This window comes from Muribaculum intestinale (assembly GCF_002201515.1).
Taxonomy (GTDB): Bacteria; Bacteroidota; Bacteroidia; order Bacteroidales; family Muribaculaceae; genus Muribaculum; species Muribaculum intestinale.
The window spans coordinates 2,365,246-2,387,101 of the sequence record NZ_CP021421.1 but is presented as its reverse complement, the minus strand read 5'-3'; the positions used below and the strand labels follow the sequence as shown (position 1 = coordinate 2,387,101).

18 protein-coding genes are annotated in these 21,856 nt (G+C 50.3%); 13 read left to right on the top strand and 5 right to left on the bottom strand.

Annotated features, from left to right (window positions below; all coding sequences use genetic code 11):
- Positions 1–417: 417 nt before the first annotated feature.
- On the top strand, positions 418–1,053 hold the full coding sequence (locus ADH68_RS09620) for a YqgE/AlgH family protein (protein ID WP_157755886.1): 636 nt from the start codon (positions 418–420) through the stop codon (positions 1,051–1,053).
- A gap of 92 nt (positions 1,054–1,145) precedes the next feature.
- Here the strand turns inward: ADH68_RS09620 and ADH68_RS09615 are convergent, their stop codons facing one another.
- The 3 genes from ADH68_RS09615 to gluQRS all read right to left on the bottom strand — a co-directional run bounded on the left by ADH68_RS09615 (position 1,146) and on the right by gluQRS (position 4,799).
- On the bottom strand, positions 1,146–2,273 hold the full coding sequence (locus ADH68_RS09615; protein ID WP_068961000.1) for an MraY family glycosyltransferase: 1,128 nt from the start codon (positions 2,271–2,273) through the stop codon (positions 1,146–1,148).
- 81 nt (positions 2,274–2,354) lie between these two features.
- Entirely contained in the window at positions 2,355–3,692 is a 1,338-nt protein-coding gene (locus ADH68_RS09610; protein WP_068961001.1) for a UDP-glucose dehydrogenase family protein, read from the bottom strand.
- Between the two features lie 192 nt (positions 3,693–3,884).
- Positions 3,885–4,799 (bottom strand): tRNA glutamyl-Q(34) synthetase GluQRS, encoded by a 915-nt coding sequence (gluQRS, locus tag ADH68_RS09605; protein ID WP_084274045.1) that lies wholly within the window; start codon positions 4,797–4,799, stop codon positions 3,885–3,887.
- 312 nt (positions 4,800–5,111) lie between these two features.
- On the opposite strand from gluQRS, the gene ADH68_RS09600 reads away from it, so the two are divergent.
- From ADH68_RS09600 to radA, 4 genes are all read left to right on the top strand, one after another.
- Positions 5,112–6,095 carry an IS30 family transposase gene (locus ADH68_RS09600; protein ID WP_068960594.1) on the top strand — a complete coding sequence of 328 codons (984 nt, stop codon included), beginning with the start codon at positions 5,112–5,114 and terminating at the stop codon, positions 6,093–6,095.
- A gap of 183 nt (positions 6,096–6,278) precedes the next feature.
- Positions 6,279–7,559 (top strand): tetratricopeptide repeat protein, encoded by a 1,281-nt coding sequence (locus tag ADH68_RS09595; RefSeq protein WP_068961003.1) that lies wholly within the window; start codon positions 6,279–6,281, stop codon positions 7,557–7,559.
- A gap of 80 nt (positions 7,560–7,639) precedes the next feature.
- Complete coding sequence (locus tag ADH68_RS09590) at positions 7,640–8,404, top strand: TrmH family RNA methyltransferase (protein ID WP_068961004.1); 765 nt, start codon at positions 7,640–7,642, stop codon at positions 8,402–8,404.
- 22 nt (positions 8,405–8,426) lie between these two features.
- Positions 8,427–9,800 (top strand): DNA repair protein RadA, encoded by a 1,374-nt coding sequence (gene radA / locus ADH68_RS09585; protein WP_068961005.1) that lies wholly within the window; start codon positions 8,427–8,429, stop codon positions 9,798–9,800.
- Between the two features lie 462 nt (positions 9,801–10,262).
- Here the strand turns inward: radA and ADH68_RS09580 are convergent, their stop codons facing one another.
- A complete protein-coding gene (locus ADH68_RS09580; protein ID WP_068961006.1) occupies positions 10,263–10,895 on the bottom strand; it encodes a hypothetical protein in 633 nt (210 codons plus the stop codon).
- Between the two features lie 104 nt (positions 10,896–10,999).
- Between ADH68_RS09580 and ADH68_RS09575 the strand changes: the two genes are divergently transcribed.
- On the top strand, positions 11,000–12,574 hold the full coding sequence (locus tag ADH68_RS09575; protein ID WP_068961007.1) for a sulfatase: 1,575 nt from the start codon (positions 11,000–11,002) through the stop codon (positions 12,572–12,574).
- A 182-nt stretch (positions 12,575–12,756) separates the two neighbouring features.
- On the opposite strand, the gene clpB is transcribed toward ADH68_RS09575, so the two are convergent.
- Positions 12,757–15,345: an ATP-dependent chaperone ClpB gene (gene clpB, locus ADH68_RS09570; protein ID WP_068961008.1), complete on the bottom strand. Its 2,589-nt coding sequence runs from the start codon at positions 15,343–15,345 to the stop codon at positions 12,757–12,759.
- 177 nt (positions 15,346–15,522) lie between these two features.
- Here clpB and ADH68_RS09565 point away from each other — a divergent pair, with 177 nt between their 5' ends.
- The 7 genes from ADH68_RS09565 (at position 15,523) to kdsA (ending at position 21,812) form a co-directional block, all read left to right on the top strand.
- Positions 15,523–16,497 (top strand): DUF5106 domain-containing protein, encoded by a 975-nt coding sequence (locus ADH68_RS09565; RefSeq protein ID WP_157755885.1) that lies wholly within the window; start codon positions 15,523–15,525, stop codon positions 16,495–16,497.
- Positions 16,498–16,596: 99 nt separating this feature from the next.
- Positions 16,597–17,103 (top strand): DoxX family protein, encoded by a 507-nt coding sequence (locus ADH68_RS09560; RefSeq protein ID WP_068961010.1) that lies wholly within the window; start codon positions 16,597–16,599, stop codon positions 17,101–17,103.
- A gap of 45 nt (positions 17,104–17,148) precedes the next feature.
- On the top strand, positions 17,149–18,228 hold the full coding sequence (gene mnmA, locus ADH68_RS09555) for a tRNA 2-thiouridine(34) synthase MnmA (protein ID WP_068961011.1): 1,080 nt from the start codon (positions 17,149–17,151) through the stop codon (positions 18,226–18,228).
- Positions 18,229–18,267: 39 nt separating this feature from the next.
- Complete coding sequence (locus ADH68_RS09550) at positions 18,268–18,912, top strand: bifunctional nuclease family protein (RefSeq protein WP_068961012.1); 645 nt, start codon at positions 18,268–18,270, stop codon at positions 18,910–18,912.
- Between the two features lie 40 nt (positions 18,913–18,952).
- On the top strand, positions 18,953–20,263 hold the full coding sequence (locus tag ADH68_RS09545) for an MFS transporter (protein WP_068961013.1): 1,311 nt from the start codon (positions 18,953–18,955) through the stop codon (positions 20,261–20,263).
- 8 nt (positions 20,264–20,271) lie between these two features.
- Positions 20,272–20,997, top strand: coding sequence for a 16S rRNA (uracil(1498)-N(3))-methyltransferase (locus tag ADH68_RS09540; protein WP_068961014.1), 726 nt, complete (start codon positions 20,272–20,274; stop codon positions 20,995–20,997).
- Entirely contained in the window at positions 20,997–21,812 is an 816-nt protein-coding gene (gene kdsA, locus ADH68_RS09535) for a 3-deoxy-8-phosphooctulonate synthase (protein WP_068961015.1), read from the top strand. The genes ADH68_RS09540 and kdsA overlap by 1 nt, the downstream gene beginning before the upstream one ends.
- Positions 21,813–21,856 lie beyond the last annotated feature (44 nt).

Below are 21,856 nucleotides of genomic sequence, written 5' to 3'. Positions count from 1 at the left end.
GTGGTGTGTGTAGTCATAGTCAGATGATATTAACTTTTGTTTTCCACAAAGGTACACAGACACCTGTGCAACAAATCGGCACTACAACGTTAAATAATACTAATAGCCAATTTTGATTTTTCTCTTTCTAACAGTGCCTTCACTCCATAGGTAAATAACAGCCAAATGGCTCCGTTAACATTATTTACATATCAATAACCCGAGATTAAGCCAATAGCATTTGGCTATTTTCAAAAAATATCTGTAACTTAGAGCATATTTAGAACTTGTTTAATCATAAATGCGAACTGAAGAATGCATTATAACATATTTTATTTTGCCCATGAATATGCTTTATGAATAATTATCTCATTCCTGCCATATTTTTGTAAAAATCCAACAGGATGAAATTTGCATTTATTTTCAAACATGCCCTTAGTGAATCGTTTTATAAAAGGAAAGTATACAGCTATGAAGGATCTCGACCAATTTCTCAACCGCATAGATCTGCCGCGCATCAACCCCTCGTCAGGAGCCTTACTTGTGGCCGAGCCTTTTTTACGCGAAAGCTATTTCAACCATGCGGTAATATACCTCGTAGATTACGGCGACGGAGAGTCATCGATGGGTATTGTCATGAACAAGACTACCAACTATCTGCTGTCGGATTTATTGAATAATGTGACGCGCCGCGAACCGGTACCGGTATACTGCGGTGGGCCGCTTTCGGGCGACAGGCTTTATTTCATACATCGCCTCGGTGACATAATTCCCGGAGCCAAGCATATAGCCGACGGGATGTATATAGGCGGAGATTTCGACTGCATGATAGACTATGTCAACGCAGGGTATCCGCTGGAGGGATTCGTACGGTTCTGTCTGGGCTACAGCGGCTGGGATGTGGGGCAGCTTGACGACGAGCTGAAAAACAACGTGTGGGCTGTAACCAGCATGAAGGATGCCGATACAATACTTCAGGGTTCGGAGGACGGATACTGGCACGGCCAGGTGCGTACAATGGGTGCGAAATACCGCGGATGGCTTTATCACCCACAATATCCGTCGCTCAACTGACCATGCGCCGCAACAGAGTCACATCATCACAAACATCGCGCCCCTGCATGGACAGTCCATGCAGGGGCGCGATGTATTATATTCTAACTTAATCAGGCGGGCACTGAAACTTTATTCTTGTCGCAACTCTTCACCGCACGGGAAAGAGCCATATTGGCAAGCGCCCAGAATGCGATGTCGAGAATAATCAGAAGAGTGATGTTGAGCATATTGGCAAGACAAATGTTAGCCACCGAGAAAAACAGTGCTACTCCAACGATTGTAACCATAGCTCTGCGCGAAGGCATGCCTAAAGAAAGGAGTTTATGATGGATGTGGGTACGGTCGGGGAGGAACGGATTGTTGCCTTTGCGCACACGTCCGATAAACACACGCACTACATCGAAGCAAGGCACGATAAGCGGAGACACGGCTACAACGAACGAGTTGCAGTAGAATCCTTCGAGATTGAGCGTCGGGGCTGTAAACAGATGCAGGCTCAGGAATGAGAGCAGGAGGCCTACAGTAAGAGAGCCGGCATCGCCCATAAATATTTTCTTACGCTTTGCAGGGTTGCCGAATACGTTGTAATAGAAGAACGGCACAAGCACTCCGAGCGAAGCAAACGAAAGCATGGCATATACATACTGTCCCAAAAGATAGAATGTGACGCCATAGATAATGAAGCCTGTCATTGCCAGACCGGAAGCGAGACCGTCGATTCCGTCGATAAGATTAAGAGCATTGCATACGAATACGATATACAGCACGGTCAGAGGCCACCCGAGCCATGCAGGAATGGAATCTATCCATAAAAATCCATGGAACGAGTTAATCCAGAAGCCGCCCATGATGATAAATACGGCACAAAGTATCTGAGCCACAAACTTGGCACGATAGCGCACTCCGACAAGGTCATCGCCTACTCCGACAATATACATTAGGAACAGGGAGCAGAATCCCATTGAGAGGGGAAGAGTCTGCGCCTCGACAAGCGACATGAGCCTGGAGTCGCCAACAAGCATAGTAATGCCCAGAATGAGCGATACGGTAAAACATATCACAGGAGTGAATGCGATGCCTCCGAGCCGAGGCACGATACCCTTGTGGATCTTGCGCTCATCAGGCATATCGAAAAGATCTTTCTTGAAAGCGACAAGCAAAATCTGCGGAATAAATATACCCGCAAACATCACGCAAAGTACAAATACGACAAAATTACATAGTAACCAGAAATTCATAACATTAGTGTGTAGTATTATTAATTAGTAAAGTTGAATCTATATTAACTTTTTACTGTGGGTAAAACATCAATTTAAAAATCACCGGCCGATACCATAATATATAAAGCCTTCCGATTCGACTTCGGAACGGTCATATATGTTACGGCCATCGACAATCAACGGATTTGTCATAACACGGCGCAATACAGGCCACGAAGGCATGCGGAACTGTTTCCATTCGGTAAGCAACAGCAAAGCACCGGCTCCAAGAGCGGCATCATACATATCGGATGCATATTCGATACGCCCGTCGCCAGGCAGAGAACATCCATCACCCAGACGCCGACAGCATTCAGCCATAGCTACCGGATCATATACACGGACAATCGAACCAGCTGCGACAAGGCTTTCAATCACCACCAGAGATGGCGCCTCGCGCATATCGTCGGTCTCCGGTTTGAAAGCAAGACCCCATACGGCCACGGTCATCCCGGCCAACTCAGTACCGAGCGCAGAACTGAGCTTTTCAAAAACGACTTTTTTCTGAGCCTCGTTGGTGGCCTCGACAGCCTCGACCACACGCATCACGCATCCGTTTTCGCGCGCCGTGCGGGCGAGAGCCTTTACATCCTTAGGGAAGCACGACCCTCCATAGCCACAGCCGGAGTACAAGAACTTGCCACCGATGCGAGCGTCGGTACCGATACCTTTGCGCACCATATTGACATCGGCGCCCACACGGTCGCACAGATTGGCAATATCGTTCATAAAGGAAATGCGGGTAGCGAGCATCGCATTGGCCGCATACTTTGTCATTTCGGCCGAGGGAATATCCATGAAGTAGACACGGAAATTGTTGGTAAGGAAAGGACGGTAAAGTTTTGTCATAACAGCTTTTGCCCGCTCGCTCTCCACACCGACAACCACTCTGTCGGGCGACATGAAATCCTTGATAGCGGCTCCCTCCTTGAGAAACTCGGGATTGCTTGCAACCTCGAAATCTATATCTACGCCTCTCTCGGCAAGCCGAGCGGCTATCTCGGCCTTAATCTTTGCAGCGGTGCCAACCGGTACAGTCGACTTGGTGACAAGCAGAGTGTATCGGTTGATGTGGCGTCCGAATGTACGGGCTACATCAAGGACGTAGCTCAGGTCGGCGCCTCCATCCTCGTCGGGAGGGGTGCCTACCGCGGAAAACACCACCTCCACATTGTCGAGACATTCGGCAAGCGAGGTGACGAAATGGAGGCGTCCGGCCTCTACATTACGACACACAAGCTCCCTGAGCCCCGGCTCGTAGATAGGTATCTCACCGGCATTAAGCCGCGCTATCTTTTCAGTATCTATGTCGACACATGTCACATCAACCCCCATCTCGGAAAAACATGCTCCCGAGACAAGACCGACATAACCTGTTCCGACTATCGCTATATTCATTACAATAATTGTCTATTCAAATCCTACAGCACAAATTCTCCAAGATAAGAGTCGCAACATGATGCCATAAAAAGGCATCCGAACCCCTATCCGAGAGGTAACGACGACAAAATTACCAATTATGCCGCACTTGTGCAAATTTTAAGGAATTCTATCACACTATTTCAAGCAGATATGTCCGTACAACAGCGTTTACCTCAGCCGTTCAAGCACCGACAGCATCTCTTCCGGATTGACCGCGGCAGCTCTGCATACAGCTACAATCACATCGCGAGGATAGCAATTGGCCCGCAGCCATTCCATTGACAAGGCTCTGTCGCGCTTGGACAGCCTCACGCCATCGGAATTTTTAAGAAGTGGAAGATGAGCGTATACCACAGGCTCCGGCAGTTCCAGCAATGACATGACATAACGCTGAGGGGCTGTAGACATAAGCAAATCATCTCCACGCACCACCTCCGTGACACCCATATCGGCATCGTCGACAGCCACGGCAAACTGATACGCCCAGTCACCTCCCTTGCGCCGGAGCACAAAATCGCCGAAATAACAGGACAGCGCCACATTCTGACGCCCACAAATCAAATCGTCAAATGACACCTCATCACTATCCGGCCCGCCCGGACAGGGGGGCACCATGAGACGTAGATTCGCCTCTGCGGCGACAGCACCATAGCATGGCGTCGACGGGCGACAACGCCCGGAGTAAGCCACATGTCCGTCGGAAGCATGTGGAGCCCTCGATGCCATCAGGTCGGCGCGCGTGCATACACATGGATATACAAGTCCCATCCCCGCAAGGCGCTCAAGATATGACATATATGCGTCATCGCGTGCACTTTGATATATCGGACCCTCATCCCAGCCCAGTCCAAGCCAGTCGAGATCAGACATTATCATATCGGCCCACATCTGCCGCGAACGCTGACGGTCAATATCCTCTATGCGCAGAAGCCAGCTTCCGCCCTTAGCTTTGGCCGACACATACGACATCAAAGCGGCATAGACATTGCCGAGATGCATCCGCCCGGAGGGAGAAGGCGCAAAGCGGCCTTTCCAACGTCCGCATCCGGCAGAAACAGCAGTATTACAGAGTATATCAAGCATTCCAGTCAATTTCTCAATTTATCACGGCTACTACAGAATAGCCGGGGAGCAAAGATAATCATTTTCACCGATATGCCTTCAGCAGGGATGATTGACTGGATATATCAGGCGGACAGTGAAGATTCCAAATCGAAGTGCAAAACTTTGAGATGGGCATTAGTCATTCTCCTCTCTCCTTCTGGCGAGGGGATGCCCAAGCGGCGGGGGCGGCCTAAACCGCCCCCAAGAGCGAACAGCAGCAGAACATACTGGCAATACAAAATAAAAAGGGAGACCGAAGTCTCCCTGAGATTAACTAATTTTGTATTGCTTATGTACAGACAATTAACCTCGCAGCAAAGGTCGCAAATTTTCGCCTTACTGCAAAGAAAAACTTCGAGAGAAGAAATTGCCCTCATAGTAGGGTGCAGTCAGTCAACGCTTTGTCGTGAACTGAAGCGCAATTCCACAACCAAAGGCCACTATCTGTGGGAAAAGGCTCATGCCAAAGCCCTTGAACGCAGAAAGCGCACCACATCCAACAAGAAGCTCGACAGCGTGTTGGTGTGGCGTATAAAACAGATGATTATTGACCACCAATGGTCACCAGAACAAATTCGTGGCGTGTTGGCCAAGGAAGGTGTTTCCGTATCCATACAGACCATTTACAACATTATAAACGCTGATGAAAGCGGAGAACTGCGCCGTCACCGCAGACATCCCGACTTCCGACGACGACCAAAAGGCGAACGCAAACCCACTAAAGCCACCAACATACCAAACCGCACAAGCATACACGACAGACCGGCCGAGGCCGACGGCAAACGCTTTGGCGATTTTGAGATGGATCTTATTGTTGATGCCTACGGGCACGCGATTCTAGTGCTGCTTGAACGCATGACTGGCTTTGTGATGATGGAGAAACTACCTTACGGAAAAAGAGCCAAGCCATTGTCAAAGACTGTCGTGAGAATGCTGTACGCATACCGTAAATATCTTAAAACCATCACTACTGACAACGGCAGCGAGTTCGCGGCACACCTCGACATAACCGCCGGATTACGCATCAAAGGTCTCGATGATGTGACTGTTTACTTTGCCGACAGCTACTGCTCATGGCAGAAAGGAGCGGTCGAAAACATCAACAAACTCATCCGTCAATACATCCCCAAAAAGTCAAATTTCAATGATTTCACTGACCTATACATCAAGAATGTCGCAAAGAAACTAAACCTCAGACCACGGAAAAAACTCGGTTTTTCAAACCCGAAAACCGAGTTCTTCAAACAAATCGCTAATTTTGCACTTGCCAGTTGAACCTGCGTATCAGGCGGACAGCCATAACTGACATTAAATTAACTATCATTAATTTTGTGCTTCCACATTTAACAGCTATATTTGCACGTTGAATTACGGCGGGTCGCCATAATCAGGCATATGGTACGCGCCATTTTACCGAATGAAAATCAAAAATCAACCAATAACCATACGTCATTAAATATGAAAAAATTAAGTATCTTAGGTCTGTGCCTTGTGGCCGCGCTTTCCGCATCGGCCCAGAAAAGCCTTGTAAAAGAGGTAGAAGGAAAGGCCAAAGGCTTTAACGCCGACTTCGCGGCAGCACGCGACATGCTGAAGCCCGCCATGACCAATCCGGAAACCGCCAACGACGCTCAGACATGGTATGTAGCCGGCACTATCGAATACGGCGACTATGACAATCTGCTCGGCAAGAAAGCCGTAGGCCAGAACGCAGACGGCCAGATAATGGGCAACGACCTGCTGCTCGGCTACGACTACTTCATGAAAGCCCTTCCTCTCGACTCTATCGTAGAGACCGACAAGACCGGCGCTCCCAAGCTCAACAAGGACGGCAGCAAGAAAATCAAGACCAAATACTCTAAGTATATGGTCAAGAAAATGGCCGCACACCATCAGGACTATGTATCGGCCGGACAGTATCTGTGGGATGCCAAAGATTTCGACGGCGCATATCGTGCATGGGATATCTATCTTAACATGCCATCCAACAAGATGCTCGGAAACGATGCTCCCGCAGCCCTTCCCGACAGTGTATCGGCCGAAATCTCTTATTTCCAGGCCCTCGCCGCATGGCAGGCTGAGAAACTCGACGCCGCCCTCAATGCTTTTGACTATGCTCTGAGCAAAGGGTACAACAAGAGCGACCTGTATGACTACGCAGTATCTGTAGCAGCCCAGAAAGCAGCCGCCGAGACCGACAGCGTAGCACAGGAAAAAGCCAACCGCAAGGTTGTATACTATGCCGACCTCGGCAACAAGGCTTGCGGTGACACTACCGTGAAGTATCTCAACATCATCATCAACGACAAAATCAACAACCGCAAATACGACGAGGCCAAGGAACTTCTTGAAAAAGCTATCTCCGTATCGCCCAACAATGCCGAACTTTACGATGTGCTCGGTATCCTCTATCAGAGCCAGAACGAACTCGACAAAGCTCAGGAGTATCTGACCAAGGCCGTCACCATCGACCCCACTTTCCCCAAAGGCCAGCTTGACATGGGCCGCGTGATATACGCACAGGGTGCAAAAATCGACGAGGCTTCGGCCACACTTCCCAACGCGGAATACGCCAAAATCCGCAAAGAGAAAGTAGATCCCCTGCTCCGCGAGTCAATCCCCTATCTGGAGAACGCCCTCAAGAACGAGTCGACAGAACAGGAGGCCCGCCGTCTGCTCCGCAGCATCTACTACAGCCTTGAGGACGAAGCAAACCTCAAGCGCATCGAGTCGATGTAATAAATACCCCGAAACCGTTTATACATATTACAAAGGAGGTGGCCGATACCCGCCTCCTTTGCTTTTTCTCTCAATATATTATGCCGCTCACCAACAACGACCGCAAGCTGTATGCCGACCTCGACAGAGCCAAAACACGCCGTGAACACGGACTCTTCATGGCTGAAGGCACAAAGTGTGTGCTCGATACCATCGGCCATTTCGAGGTACGGTCGCTGTGCGCCACAGATAAATGGCTTGCCATTCACGGACACGAAATTCCACATCAAGTAGAGATTATTACGGTAAAGCGTAATGAACTCGAACGCATGAGCCATCTCTCTACCGCACCTGAAGTGGTAGCGATATACCGCATTCCACAGTACACCATAGACACAGAGATGCTGTCGCCCGGCATCACACTGCTGCTCGACCGAGTGCAGGACCCGGGTAATCTGGGCACAATCATACGGATTGCCGACTGGTATGGAGTGCGCCAGATTATCTGCTCGCCGGACACAACCGATGTATGGGGTCCAAAAGTCGTGCAGTCGACAATGGGAGCAATATCCAGGGTGAAATGCCATTACACTCCGCTGCCTGATTTTATAAGCGAGCACCGGGGCATACCGGTGTACGGGACATTTCTTGACGGAGACAACATATACTCATGCCGCCTTACCGAAACGGCAATGATAGTAATGGGCAATGAAGGCCAGGGGATATCACCGGAAGTAGAGCAAGCCGTGTCGCGACGTCTGCTGATACCCTCCTACCCTCCCGGCGCCCCGACAAGCGAATCGCTTAATGTCGGTATGGCTACAGCCATAACATTGAGCGAATTCCGCCGTAACCTGCTTGAATAATAATCAAGAAACCTTACCATTTATGGCCAAACAACAGAAAACGGCATGGTTCTGCAACAACTGCGGCACCGAATCGCCCAAATGGGTGGGACGCTGCCCGGGATGCGGTGAATGGAACACCATGATTGAGGAAAAACTGCCGGCGGGCGGCTCCAAAAGCAAAAGTGCGACTTTCGACCCGTCGCGAAAAAGCGTGCCGAAACCCATCTCGCAGGTAGAGACTGTAAGCGAGACACGCATACACATGCCAAGCGAAGAACTCAACCGTGTGCTTGGCGGAGGGCTTGTAGCAGGCTCGATAGTGCTGATAGGCGGCGAGCCGGGCATCGGAAAATCGACACTTGTATTACAAAACATATTATCGATACGCGGCAAGCGCATATTGTATGTAAGCGGCGAAGAGAGCACAAGCCAGCTTAAGATGCGTGCCGACCGCATAGGGCGGCTAAGCGATAATTGCTACATAGTGTGCGACACCTCGCTTGAGAATATCCTCGGACACGCCGAGTCGCTCAATCCGGAAATCATGGTGGTCGACTCGATACAGACCATAGCTTCAGATTCCATTGAGTCGTCGGCCGGAAGCGTAAGCCAGGTGAGGGAATGCGCGGCACAACTGCTGCGATTTGCCAAATCGACAGGTACGCCTGTGCTCCTTATCGGCCACATAAACAAGGAAGGCTCTATCGCAGGACCCAAAGTGCTGGAACATATCGTCGACGCCGTGTTGCAGTTTGAAGGCGACCGGCATTATATGTACCGCATACTCCGGTCTATTAAAAACCGGTTCGGATCGACATCTGAACTCGGCATATACGAGATGGTGCAACGTGGTCTGCGGGAAGTGACCAACCCGTCAGAACTGCTTGTATCGCAATCGGGCGAAGGGGTATTGTCGGGAACGGCCATCGGCGTCACGCTCGAAGGCGTGCGCCCGTTCCTCATCGAGACCCAGGCTCTTGTGTCGACGGCCGCATACGGTACCCCACAGCGTTCGGTAACAGGCTTTGATGCCAAACGGATGAACATGCTGCTCGCTGTGCTCGAGAAGCGTGTCGGATTCAAACTGGCCCAGAAAGATGTGTTTCTCAACATTGCAGGCGGCCTTAAAGTCAATGATCCGGCGCTCGACCTCAGTGTAATATGCGCCATATTGTCATCAAACGTAGATATGGCTATAGCACGCGATGTATGCATGTCGGGCGAAGTGGGCCTTACGGGGGAGATACGACCTATCACCCGTATCGAACAGCGCATACTTGAAGCCGAAAAACTCGGGTTCAGCAACATCATAGTGCCTCGCCATAATCTCAAGGGATTCGATACGTCGAAACTCAAGATACAGATTACCGAAGTGGCGAAAGTCGAGGAGGCTTTCCGTGCACTGTTTGCATGACACTCTATACTATACGACCTACATTAGGCAATAACAGAAGCGCACCGCCGGGACAATGCTCCACTGCGATGCGCTTTTTATTCGTAAAACTAAGAGCTTGTTTAATAATAAATGTTGCCGACAGGGTCGTATAGCTTGAGGCGATTTTCGACATGTGACGAAGGAGTGTACTTTATGTACATGACTGAGGAATAGGGCGAAAAGCGGCCAAGATATACGAGACAAAAGGTAACTTTATAACCTATACAATCTCTTGGCTGCTTGTAAGGTAAATGCAAAAATATATCAACTATATGAAACAAATTACCTCCCGTCGGCCATTCGCCGGCATATTTCCGCCCGCTCTTCGGTCGTTATGGAGCCCCATAACTCCCTCATCACAAGCGAAAATCTGTCCGACGACTGACCGCCCTGACGGTAACATTTATTATTAAACAAGCTCTAAGACCCCGTTCCCCAATATTACTCTTTAATCAAGGCGTTGGGGTCGAACTCCCGCACTACCTTGACGGTCATTTTGTCAAGATTCACACGAATGCCACCTTTTTCCTCGATACTTTTCAGCTGCTCGTCGCGAAGCTCGGCAATCATTTTGGCTGCTTTCTTCGGCTGGTCGGCCATCACTTTCTTCAACATGCGTGTGTCAAGAGCTATTTTATAGAACGCGACATTGATAAATTTCCAGTTCTGGTCGGTAAGTCCATACTTCTTCTGAAGAGTATTTGCGATAGCAGCTCCTTCGGCCATTGCCTCGGCATTGTATACACCACGCCAATATTGCTGAATCTGCTCATCGTCAAGAATTGATTTCAGAGTGTTGTCGCGCATCTTTCCGAGTTGATTGTTGCCCTTTGTTGTAAGCACACCTTCATTATCATTAATCGCCTTGATAAAAAAGGCATTTTCCTTTTCTATGGCTTTGGCAAGTTTCACCTGCTGCTCGGGTGTAAGTTTCACATACCTGCACACATCAAATGTCTGGCGCATAGTAGCAGGGGAGAATTCCGCAAGAGCCTTTGTGTCGAGAGTCTGCGCAGAGACAGAGGTGGCACAGATTAATACCAATGTCGAAATGATGGCTTTAAATTTCGTCATGACTAAAATTACAGCTAATAATGTTATGTTTTGAAGAAAAATTGTATCTTTGTGCAAAATTAGCAAAAAGGGTTAATAAATTCAAAAAATTTTAGCGCCTAATCATGAATTACAGAAAAAATTTAAACCGATTGCTTTGCGGAGTCAATGTAGCAGCCATGGTGCCGGCCGTAGCCGATGCCAAGCCGGCCGACACAAAAAAGGCCGATGACCGGCCCAATGTACTTCTTATCGCCATCGACGATATGAAGCCATGGATTGGCCCTTACGGTGACCCTATCGCCAAGACACCTGCAATGGACGCACTGGCATCTCGAGCCACTACATTCAACAACGCTTATTGCCAGGTATCGCTCAGCGGGCCTACACGTTCGTCGCTTCTGACAGGCCTAAATCCCGACCATACGGGAGTATGGTGGCTCATGGGCTCATTCCGCAAGAACAACCCTGACATCGTGACCATGCCTCAGGCGCTGAAAGACAACGGCTATGAGACAGTCGGTGTAGGCAAGGTGTACCATCCTCTAAAAGACAAGGAGGTAAAAGATGACCCCATATCATGGAGCCTGCCTTATATAAAGACTTCGGGGTCGCAATATGCCCTCTCCAACGGCCGCGTAGCCACCGAATGCGCCGACGTGCCCGACAACGGCTATGTCGACGGAGTGATTGCCGAAGAGGCCGTGAAAGCCCTTGGAAAGCTAAAGAACAGTGACAAGCCGTTTTTCCTGGGTGTCGGCTTCAAAAAGCCCCACCTGCCATTCTGCGCTCCGAAAAAATACTGGGACATGTATGACCGCGAGTCGATGCCGGTGGCCGAGTTCCAGGAGATGTCGACCGACCCGGTGGAATATGCCTATCATAATTCACTGGAGCTGAAAGGATACTCCGACATACCCCCGTTTGAGAGCTTCGTCGACACCAAACATCTTGACACCGAGACTCAGAAACGTCTTCTCCATGCATATTACGCATGCATATCATATACCGACGCCCAGATAGGCAAGGTGCTTGAAGCGCTTGAAAAAGAAGGTCTGGCCGACAACACTATCGTAATCATGTTTGGCGACCACGGATACCACCTTGGCGACCACGGTATGTGGAACAAACTATCCGACTTCGAGCAGTCGACCCACGTGCCACTAATTGTATCGGCTCCGGGCATGAAGAAGGGCGTGAAGTCGGATGCCATAGTAGAGTTTCTCGACATATTCCCTACTGTGTGTGAACTTACAAAGACAGAACATCCACAGCAGCTCGACGGAAAGAGCCTCGTGCCTATCCTTAAAAATCCGAAAGCGAAGACCAAGGATTATGCCATCAGCCAGTTCTCGCGAAGCTGCACCGAGAATTATACCATATCGACCGACACCGATTTGAAAGGTAAAGCCAAGGAACTTGAAGAAGACATCACAGGATACGCATTGCGTGACTCCCGCTACCGCCTTGTAGAATGGACCAAAGGATTCAAGACCTATATGCCTTTTGACGAATCGAAGGTAGTGGCCTATGAGCTTTATGACTACAACAAGGACCCAGAGGAACGCCACAACGTAGCCAACGACCCGGCATATGCGTCAGTAGTGAAGAATCTCAAAAAGAAGCTCCACCAATACTACGCAAAAAGCTACTCCTCGCCCATGAGCGCCCCTATTGCCAAAACAGCAGCAGGCGAATAATAATACCGAGGGTTTCAATCAACTATAATAAGAGTTTTTTTCAACAAGCTCCAAGTCCCGGAGGCTGTCAGTGCAGTCTTCGGGATTTCTTATATCTCCATCCTTGAGTAAAAAAATAAGGCCGTCCACCTATGCGGCTTGCACACGGGTGGACGGGCTTCATTCTCTATATGCGGATTTTGTCAGTTGCGGAAAATCAGTTCGTCATCCTTGGCATCAATAATGATAGGATGTTCGCGATCCACCTTCTGTGCAAGTATATCCTTCGACAAGCGGTTGAGCACCATACGCTGCAGAACACGTTTGACCGGACGGGCGCCAAATTCAGGGTTATACCCCTCTTTTGCCAGATAGCTCAGAGCCGACGGTGTGACTTCAAGGTTTACACCGTTGGTAGCCAGCATCTTCTTTATAGAATTCACCTGAATACCAACGATATCCTGAATCTCTCGCTCGTTGAGCGGGGTAAACATTATAATCTCGTCGATACGGTTGAGGAATTCAGGGCGTATTGTACTCTTAAGCATTTCGAGCACCTGCTCTTTTGTTTTCTCAACGACCTCATCGTGGTTTCCGTCGGTAATCGACGCGAAGTTCTCACGTATCACATTGGAGCCCATGTTTGAGGTCATGATTATAATCGTATTCTTGAAGTTGACCAGACGTCCCTTGTTGTCGGTAAGACGGCCATCGTCGAGTACCTGAAGCAGGATGTTGAATACATCGGGATGTGCCTTCTCTATCTCGTCGAACAATACGACCGAATAAGGCTTGCGGCGCACGGCTTCCGTAAGCTGACCGCCTTCGTCATAACCTACATATCCCGGAGGCGCTCCGACAAGCCTGCTCACGGTATGCTTCTCCTGATACTCGCTCATGTCGATACGCGTCATCATATTCTCATCGTCAAAGAGGTATTCGGCGAGAGCCTTGGCCAACTCGGTCTTTCCTACACCGGTGGTTCCAAGAAATATGAATGATCCAATAGGCCGTCGCGGGTCATTAAGTCCGGCACGGCTACGGCGCACCGCATCGGCAATGGCTGCTATAGCCTCGTTCTGTCCGACCACTCTGCGATGAAGTTCCTCCTCAAGATGTAGCAGTTTCTCCTGCTCGCTGCGCGCCATCTTGGTCACTGGGATACCGGTCCATCGCGATACAACGTCGGCGATATCATCGGCATCGACCTCCTCCTTTATGAGCGACTTCTCGCCCTGCATGGATTTCAGCTGCTCCTGCACATCGGCGTTCTCTTTTTCTTTCTGCTGAATCTTAGAGTAACGGATTTCTGCCACTTTGGCATAGTCGCCTTCACGCTCGGCCCTGTCGGCTTCAAATTTAAGCTGCTCGATATCAATCTTATTCTGCTGAATGCGATTGATCAGTTCTTTCTGCGACTGCCATTTTGCCTTAAACTCCTTCTCAGTGTCGCGCAGGTCGGCAAGCTCTTTTTCAAGAGTCTTTACCTTCTCCTTGTCACCCTCGCGCTTGATGGCCTCACGCTCAATTTCAAGCTGGGCAATCTTGCGTGTGATTTCGTCAAGAGCCTGAGGCACACTGTCGCGCTCCAGACGCAGCTTTGAGGCGGCCTCGTCGATAAGGTCGATAGCCTTGTCGGGGAGGAAACGGTCGGTAATATATCGCTCGGAGAGCTGCACGGCTGCAATAATCGCCTCATCGCGTATTCTCACCTGATGATGGTTTTCGTAGCGTTCCTTAAGGCCACGGAGTATGGATATGGCACTCAGTTCGTCAGGCTCGTTTACCATTACTTTCTGGAAACGACGTTCAAGAGCCTTATCTTTCTCAAAATATTTCTGATACTCGTCGAGCGTGGTGGCGCCGATACTGCGCAACTCGCCGCGGGCAAGAGCCGGCTTAAGAATATTGGCGGCATCCATGGCTCCCTCGCCTTTTCCTGCACCTACGAGAGTATGGATTTCGTCAATAAACAATATAATGTCGCCGTCGGCCTGTGTGACTTCATTCACGATGGCCTTGAGACGTTCTTCAAATTCACCTTTATATTTTGCACCGGCCACAAGCGCTCCCATATCCAGAGAGTAAATCTGCTTGTCTTTCAGATTCTCAGGCACATCGCCACGCACTATACGATGGGCAAGCCCCTCGGCAATAGCGGTCTTTCCGGTACCCGGCTCACCAATCAGCATAGGATTGTTCTTTGTGCGGCGGCTTAGAATCTGCAACACGCGGCGTATCTCGTCGTCACGTCCTATGACCGGATCAAGTTTGCCGGAACGTGCGCGTTCGTTAAGGTTTATAGCGTATTTACTGAGCGCATTGTAGGTGTCCTCCGCACTTTGGTCGGTGGCTTTCTTGCCTTTGCGCAGTTCCTCTATCGCTGCGGTAAGCTCATGCTCGGTAAGTCCGGCATCCTTAAGTATCTGCGAGGCTGAACTCTTCACCAGGAATATGCCAAGAAGTATAGCCTCTATTGTGACATACTGGTCGCCCTGCTTTTTAGCGACATCAAGTGCTTTCTGGAGAACATCGTTCGAGGTACGGCTCAGATAAGGTTCGCCGCCCGACACTTTGGGTTCACTTTCGATAGACCTGTCAATCGAGCCTGCCACCTGCGATGCATTGGCACCTACCTTCTGGAATATGAAGGTAAGCAGCGAATCGCCTTCCGTAAGGATTCCTTTCAGCAGATGTACCGGTTCTATGGCCTGGTTTCCTGCCCCTTTGGCAATCTCGACGGCTTTTTGGATAGCCTCTTGCGATTTGATTGTGAAGTTATTGAAATTCATAATTACAGGATAATATGAATGTATTGTTTTATGATTCTGTTTTATTAACAAGCCACTCCTTTATAAAGTTAAGAGAGTGTTTTAAATTTTAACAGTATTTTTTAATGGCGCCACGATGGGGGTGTTTTGCCGTTTGTATGAAGTTTCGTATCTTTGTTTTCAAAAATCATGCCAATTATGCGCCGAATACTATATACTCTTGTTTTTATTGCCGCAACAGCCGCAGGATATATCAGCGCCGCCGCGGAAAACAACGACAACAGCCACCGAATGCCGGCTACACCGTTTGAGTATCCGCAGGCTCCCGACACGCTCAATTCGCTTGAAGCACGCACGAGCTACGTCATGACCCACTTCTGGGACAAGGCCGACATGAAGAAGATAATGGCCGACACAGCAAAATTCCATAAAGCGTTTTCCGATTTCGTAGGCTTCATCCCATATGCCTCAAAGGACAGTGTGCGCAGTTCCATCTCGTCTCTTACCGGACGATATGCCAATGACCCGAAAGCCCTGTCGCTGATTGCCTCGGAGGCCGAGCGTACACTTTTCGGCCCGCAGGCGGAGTTCTGGAGCGAAGACTGCTACCTGATGTTCCTGCGTCCGCTTTTAAGCCACAAAAAGATAAAGCCGGCTGAAAAGGAGAAATATCTCACACAGATACGCATGCTCAACTCCTCGCAGCCCGGAAGCAACATGTCTGCATTCGACTACACTACCCGCCACGGTGCGAAACACGCTCTCTACGACAACAAGGCAGAGTACGTAGTAGTGATGTTCCAGCCCGAGAGCTGTAGCGACTGCTCGATGAGCCGTCTGCGACTGAATGCCGATGCGGCTACCACACGTCTGGTGAAAAACGGCACAGTAAAAATCGTGCTGATCAACCCCGAAGAGCCTACGGCAGGATGGCGCAAAGACATGGAAGGCTATCCGTATGAATGGGAAATCGGCAGTGCGCCCAATGTAGGCGACCTTGTCGACATACGAGTGCTCCCCGCCACCTATCTGCTTGACAAGGATTTTCATATCATAGCAAAACGTCTTGACATCAACCAGCTGATCGGGCTTATGGCAACCATCAACCATAACCAGGTACTGAACCCCGACGGCGACCGCACTGATGCAAAGGGTGCCGGGGCCGAACAATAACCGTCAACAAGAAGTTAATATGTATGTCCGGAGGCCGATTTACACCACCGCGCCCCATACATTTATTATTTCAATCCAACGTCAACAATATTGCCTATTATGAAGCGCTTTTTCGAGTCTCTGTTTCTTTGCGGCACCGGCTACACCTACACAAACATGGCACGCCTGTTCATGCGTCTTTTTGTAGGAGTGATGCTACTGCAGTTCGGCATACGCCATCTTATCAACTTCGATATGCTGCGCACCACATTTCCCAACGCCCTGGGTATGGATAGCGAGACTGCGCTTATAGTGATGATTTGTATCGAGGTGATATGCTCACTATGCATAATGGTGGGATTCCTTACGCGCCTTTCGCTGATACCACCATTGGTGGCCATGGTGATAGCCGAGTGCCATATACTCAATGTGCTTATGCCAGACACCAACATATATACCATATCAAGCACCCAGCCGGGATATCTGCCACTGATGTTTATCGGCATATACCTGTTTCTTGCGCTTGCCGGTCCCGGCAAAATATCGCTTGACTATTTCATATCGCTGTATATAGTGTCGACAAGAGGCAAAGACGACACCCAGACAGAAGAGCTTGAAGAAGTATAACCATAATCCCATAACCAATCAAATATAGAAAATCCACCTCCGACGATGAATATCGCAGTGTTGATTTCCGGCGGCGTAGACAGCGCCGTGGTTGTGCACCGCCTGAAGGAAGAAGGGCACGACCTTCACCTTTTTTATATACGCATAGGACTTGACGACGGCTCAGGCGACTGCTCGGCCGAAGAAGATATAGAGATGTGCCGCCTTATCGCACGTCAGTACGGACTGCCTTTCGATGTAGTGTCGCTACATCAGGAGTATTGGGACAATGTTATGGAATATGCGCTCCGCACAGTGCGCGAAGGGCTTACTCCCAATCCCGATATCATGTGCAACAAGATGATTAAATTCGGATTCTTCGAAGAGCGCTGGGGCCACGAATTCGACCAGACCGCCACAGGCCACTATGCCTCGACCGAAGTAATCGGAGGCACCAAATATCTTGCAACGGCAGTCGACCCGGTAAAAGACCAGACCGACTTTCTCGCCCGCATATCCTACAGCCAGCTGTCGCACCTGATGTTTCCGCTCGGCACTATGCCCAAGGCCAAGGTGCGCGAGACAGCCATCGAGGCACGCCTTCCCAATGCTTTCAGAAAAGACAGCCAAGGGATATGCTTCCTCGGCAAAATCAATTACAACGATTTTATCAAGCGCCATCTCGGCATCAGGAAAGGAGCTATCATCGAGCTGGAGACAGGCCGCAAACTGGGCGAGCACAACGGATTCTGGTTTCACACAATCGGCCAGCGCAAAGGGCTCGGCCTGAGCGGAGGCCCATGGTATGTGGTAAAGAAGAATGTGCACGACAATGTAGTGTATGTGTCGCAAGGCTATTCCACCGAAAAGCAATATGGCCGCACGCTTCATCTCGACGAGATGCACTTCATATCGGGCAATCCGTGGGAAGATGTATCGTCGCCCGTAAGGATTACATTCAAGAACCGTCATATGCCGGAATTTCTGTCAGGCACGCTCACCCGCCTTAACGAAAGAGAATATGTAATCGAATCGGAAAGCAAGGTGCAGGGCATAGCCCCGGGGCAGTTCGCCGCCATATACGATGCGTCGTCACGGCTGTGCTACGGGAGCGGCATCATTACCGGTCAGAATGTAATCATATAGACGCCTGGCAATCCCCACCATACAGATAAAAAGACTACAATGGAAAGCGAGAAGATAAGATTAAAGGTGCTCGGCATATCCTATAGCCAGATACAGTCGGGGGCATACGCACTCATACTCGCCCAGGCCGACGGGCCATACCGCATACCGGTAGTAATCGGTGCGAGCGAGGCTCAGTCCATCGCCATACGCATGGAAGGGATAATCCCGCCACGCCCGATGACCCATGACCTTTTCGTGAGTTTCGCCCACGCATTCGGGGTAAAGCTGAAAGAGGTGTTCATCTATAAGTTTGAGGATGGTATATTCTCGTCGGAACTTACTTTTACCGACGGAGAGAGGGAGGTGGTGCTTGACTCGCGCACTTCCGATGCCATAGCCATCGCAATGCGCACGAAGTCGCCCATATTCACTACACGGTCAATACTTGACGAGACCGGATTCATCATGGAAGAGACTTCTGCCTCCGACTCCGACACAACTGACGACAGCACTCCGCCGTCAGAGCGTAATCATGAGGAGGAGAGCGATGAAAGCCCTATGTTCAAAGAGCCCCGTGTAGAACAATATTCCATTGAAGAACTCGAGAAGACCCTCGCTCGCCTTATCGAACAGGAAAACTACGAAGAGGCCGCAAGAATCTCAAAAATCATCGCGTCGAAGAGAGAGAACGACAAGATGTAGCAGACCAATGAAACAAAAACTTTAAGTCAAAATACTTGCAATGAATACATCAACATTAAAAGTGCGCCTGGCGATACTCAATTTCCTTGAGTTTGCCGTATGGGGCAGCTACCTGATTTCGCTCGGCCAGTATCTGGCCAACATCGGGATGGGTCAAGACATATTCTGGTTCTACGCCGTACAGGGAATAGTAAGCCTGTTCATGCCGGCCGTAGTGGGCATTGTGGCCGACCGATGGATACAGGCCCAGCGTATGCTTTCGCTATGCCACACACTTGCCGGGGCTGCTATGATTGCATGCGGCATTTACTGCATGATGATGCCCACGCCTCAGTTTGCCCATCTGTTTGCGCTGTACACAATATCAGTGGCATTCTTCATGCCAACAATCGGACTGGCCAATTCAGTAGCTTTCAATGCCCTCACTAAAGCGGGCCTTGATACCGTGACCCACTTCCCTCCAATCAGGGTGTTCGGCACCGTCGGCTTTATCTGTGCGATGCTGTTTGTCAACTTCACACAGTTCCAGATGGACTACAATCAGTTTTTCACGTCCGGAGCAATAGGCATCATACTGGCCATGTATGCCCTCGGAATGCCGCAATGTCCGGTCAACAAAGGTGAGTCACGCTCTGTGAGCGATATGCTCGGGCTAAAGGCTTTCCGTCTGTTCAAACAGCGCCGCATGGCCATATTCTTCATTTTCAGCATGCTTCTGGGCGTGTCGCTGCAGATTACCAACAGCTACGGCACATCGTTTATCAACAGTTTCGGCCTCATACCGGAGTTTGCCGGCGACTGGGGTGTACGCAATGCTACAGCCATCATCTCCATATCGCAGATAAGCGAAACTCTGTGTATCCTGCTCATACCGTTCTGTCTGAAGCGTTTCGGAATAAAGGGAGTGATGCTCATATCGATGTTTGCCTGGGTGTTGCGTTTCGCCTTCTTCGGTCTTGGCGACACAGGCGACGGTGTATGGCTGCTCGTGCTGTCATGCATAGTCTATGGTGTGGCCTTTGACTTCTTCAACGTGTCGGGAGGCCTGTTTGTAGACAAAGAGACCGATCCGTCAATCCGGTCAAGCGCCCAGGGCCTGTTTATGATTATGACCAACGGCATCGGAGCTACCGTCGGCACATTCATTGCCGGCAAATATGTTGTCAACCGTCTTGCGCTCGCCGACGGCCTGACACCCCTGCAACAGCTTGAGGGATGGCGGGAGTCATGGTATATATTTGCCGCATATGCTCTTGTGGTAGCCCTGTTGTTCATATTCATCTTCCGCGACTCGAAGGAGAAAGTGACCAAACGCGACATAATCGAAGCCGAGGACTCAGCAGCCCTGTAAACAGAATCATGATACAGTTTTTCGCGCCCGACATAGCGTCCACCCAAATGCTTCCGGAGGAGGAGGCGCGCCATGCCATAAAGGTGTTGCGCTCACATCCCGGAGATATACTCACAATAGTCGACGGACGGGGCATGCGCTATACATGCCGCCTTCTGTCAGACAATCCGCGCCACGCCGATATCGAAATCATCTCGACCGAGCCTCAGCCGCCGGTATGGCACACCGATATAACCCTGGCTGTAGCCCCGACTAAAAATGCCGACCGGATGGAGTGGCTTATCGAGAAGGTAGTTGAAATCGGAGTCAACAGAATCGTGCCGCTGCTCTGCCGCCATTCGGAGCGTAAGGTGATGAAGACCGACCGTCTTGAGCGGATTGCGGTGTCGGCCATGAAACAGTCGCTGAAAGCCACGTTGCCGGTGATTGCTCCACTCACTCCCATAGGCGAGTTTATCGCGGCTGAGAGAGCCGACAGCCGGTTCATATGCTATTGCGACGACTATATCGAGCGGGTGCCGCTGGTAAGGGCCTACACTCCGCAGGCACGCAGCGCTACGGTGCTTATCGGCCCTGAGGGCGACTTCGACCCTGTGGAAGTGAAGAGCGCTCTTGACGCCGGCTTCCGCCCCGTGACACTCGGCGACAACCGACTCCGCACCGAGACCGCCGCACTTGTCGCCGTCGACACAATCCATATTCTCAATCAATTGTCAGAAACCCAACAGAAATAATGAATACTTTAGAATACCTCAAATCCTCATCGTCCGACAATTTCTTCCTGCTCGCAGGCCCTTGTGTGATAGAAGGCGAGGAGATGGCTCTCGACATTGCCGAGAACATATGCGCAATTACTTCGGAACTCAACATACCCTACGTGTTCAAAGGCTCTTACCGCAAGGCCAACCGCTCGCGCATCGACTCGTTTACCGGCATAGGCGACGAAAAGGCTCTACGTATCCTGCGAAAAGTACGCGACACCTTCGGTGTGCCGGTAGTGACCGACATACACACTGCCGAAGAGGCTGAAATGGCAGCCGAATATGTGGATATACTCCAGATTCCGGCGTTTCTGTGCCGACAGACCGACCTGCTTGTAGCCGCAGCAAAGACAGGCCGTATGGTTAACATCAAGAAAGGCCAGTTTCTCTCTCCCGAAGCCATGGAGCATGCCGTGACCAAGATTCGCGACGCAGGCAATGACATGGTGGCCGTGACCGAGCGTGGCACCACATTCGGCTATCAGGACCTTATTGTCGACTATCGCGGCATACCTGCGATGCAGAAGTTCGGTGTGCCGGTAATACTCGACGCCACCCACTCCCTGCAGCAGCCCAACCAGCCGGCGGGAGTCACCGGCGGACGTCCCGACCTCATCGAGACTATCGCCCGCGCAGGCATAGCCACCGGTGTCGACGGTCTGTTCATCGAGACCCACCGCAATCCGTCATGCGCCAAGAGCGACGGCGCCAACATGCTGCCTCTGGCCCAGCTCCCCACCCTTCTGCGCCGCCTCTCGGTGATACGCGCTGCAATCAACGGATTCTGAGCTCATCATAAGAATTCATTCTAAGATATACACATTTACCCGGG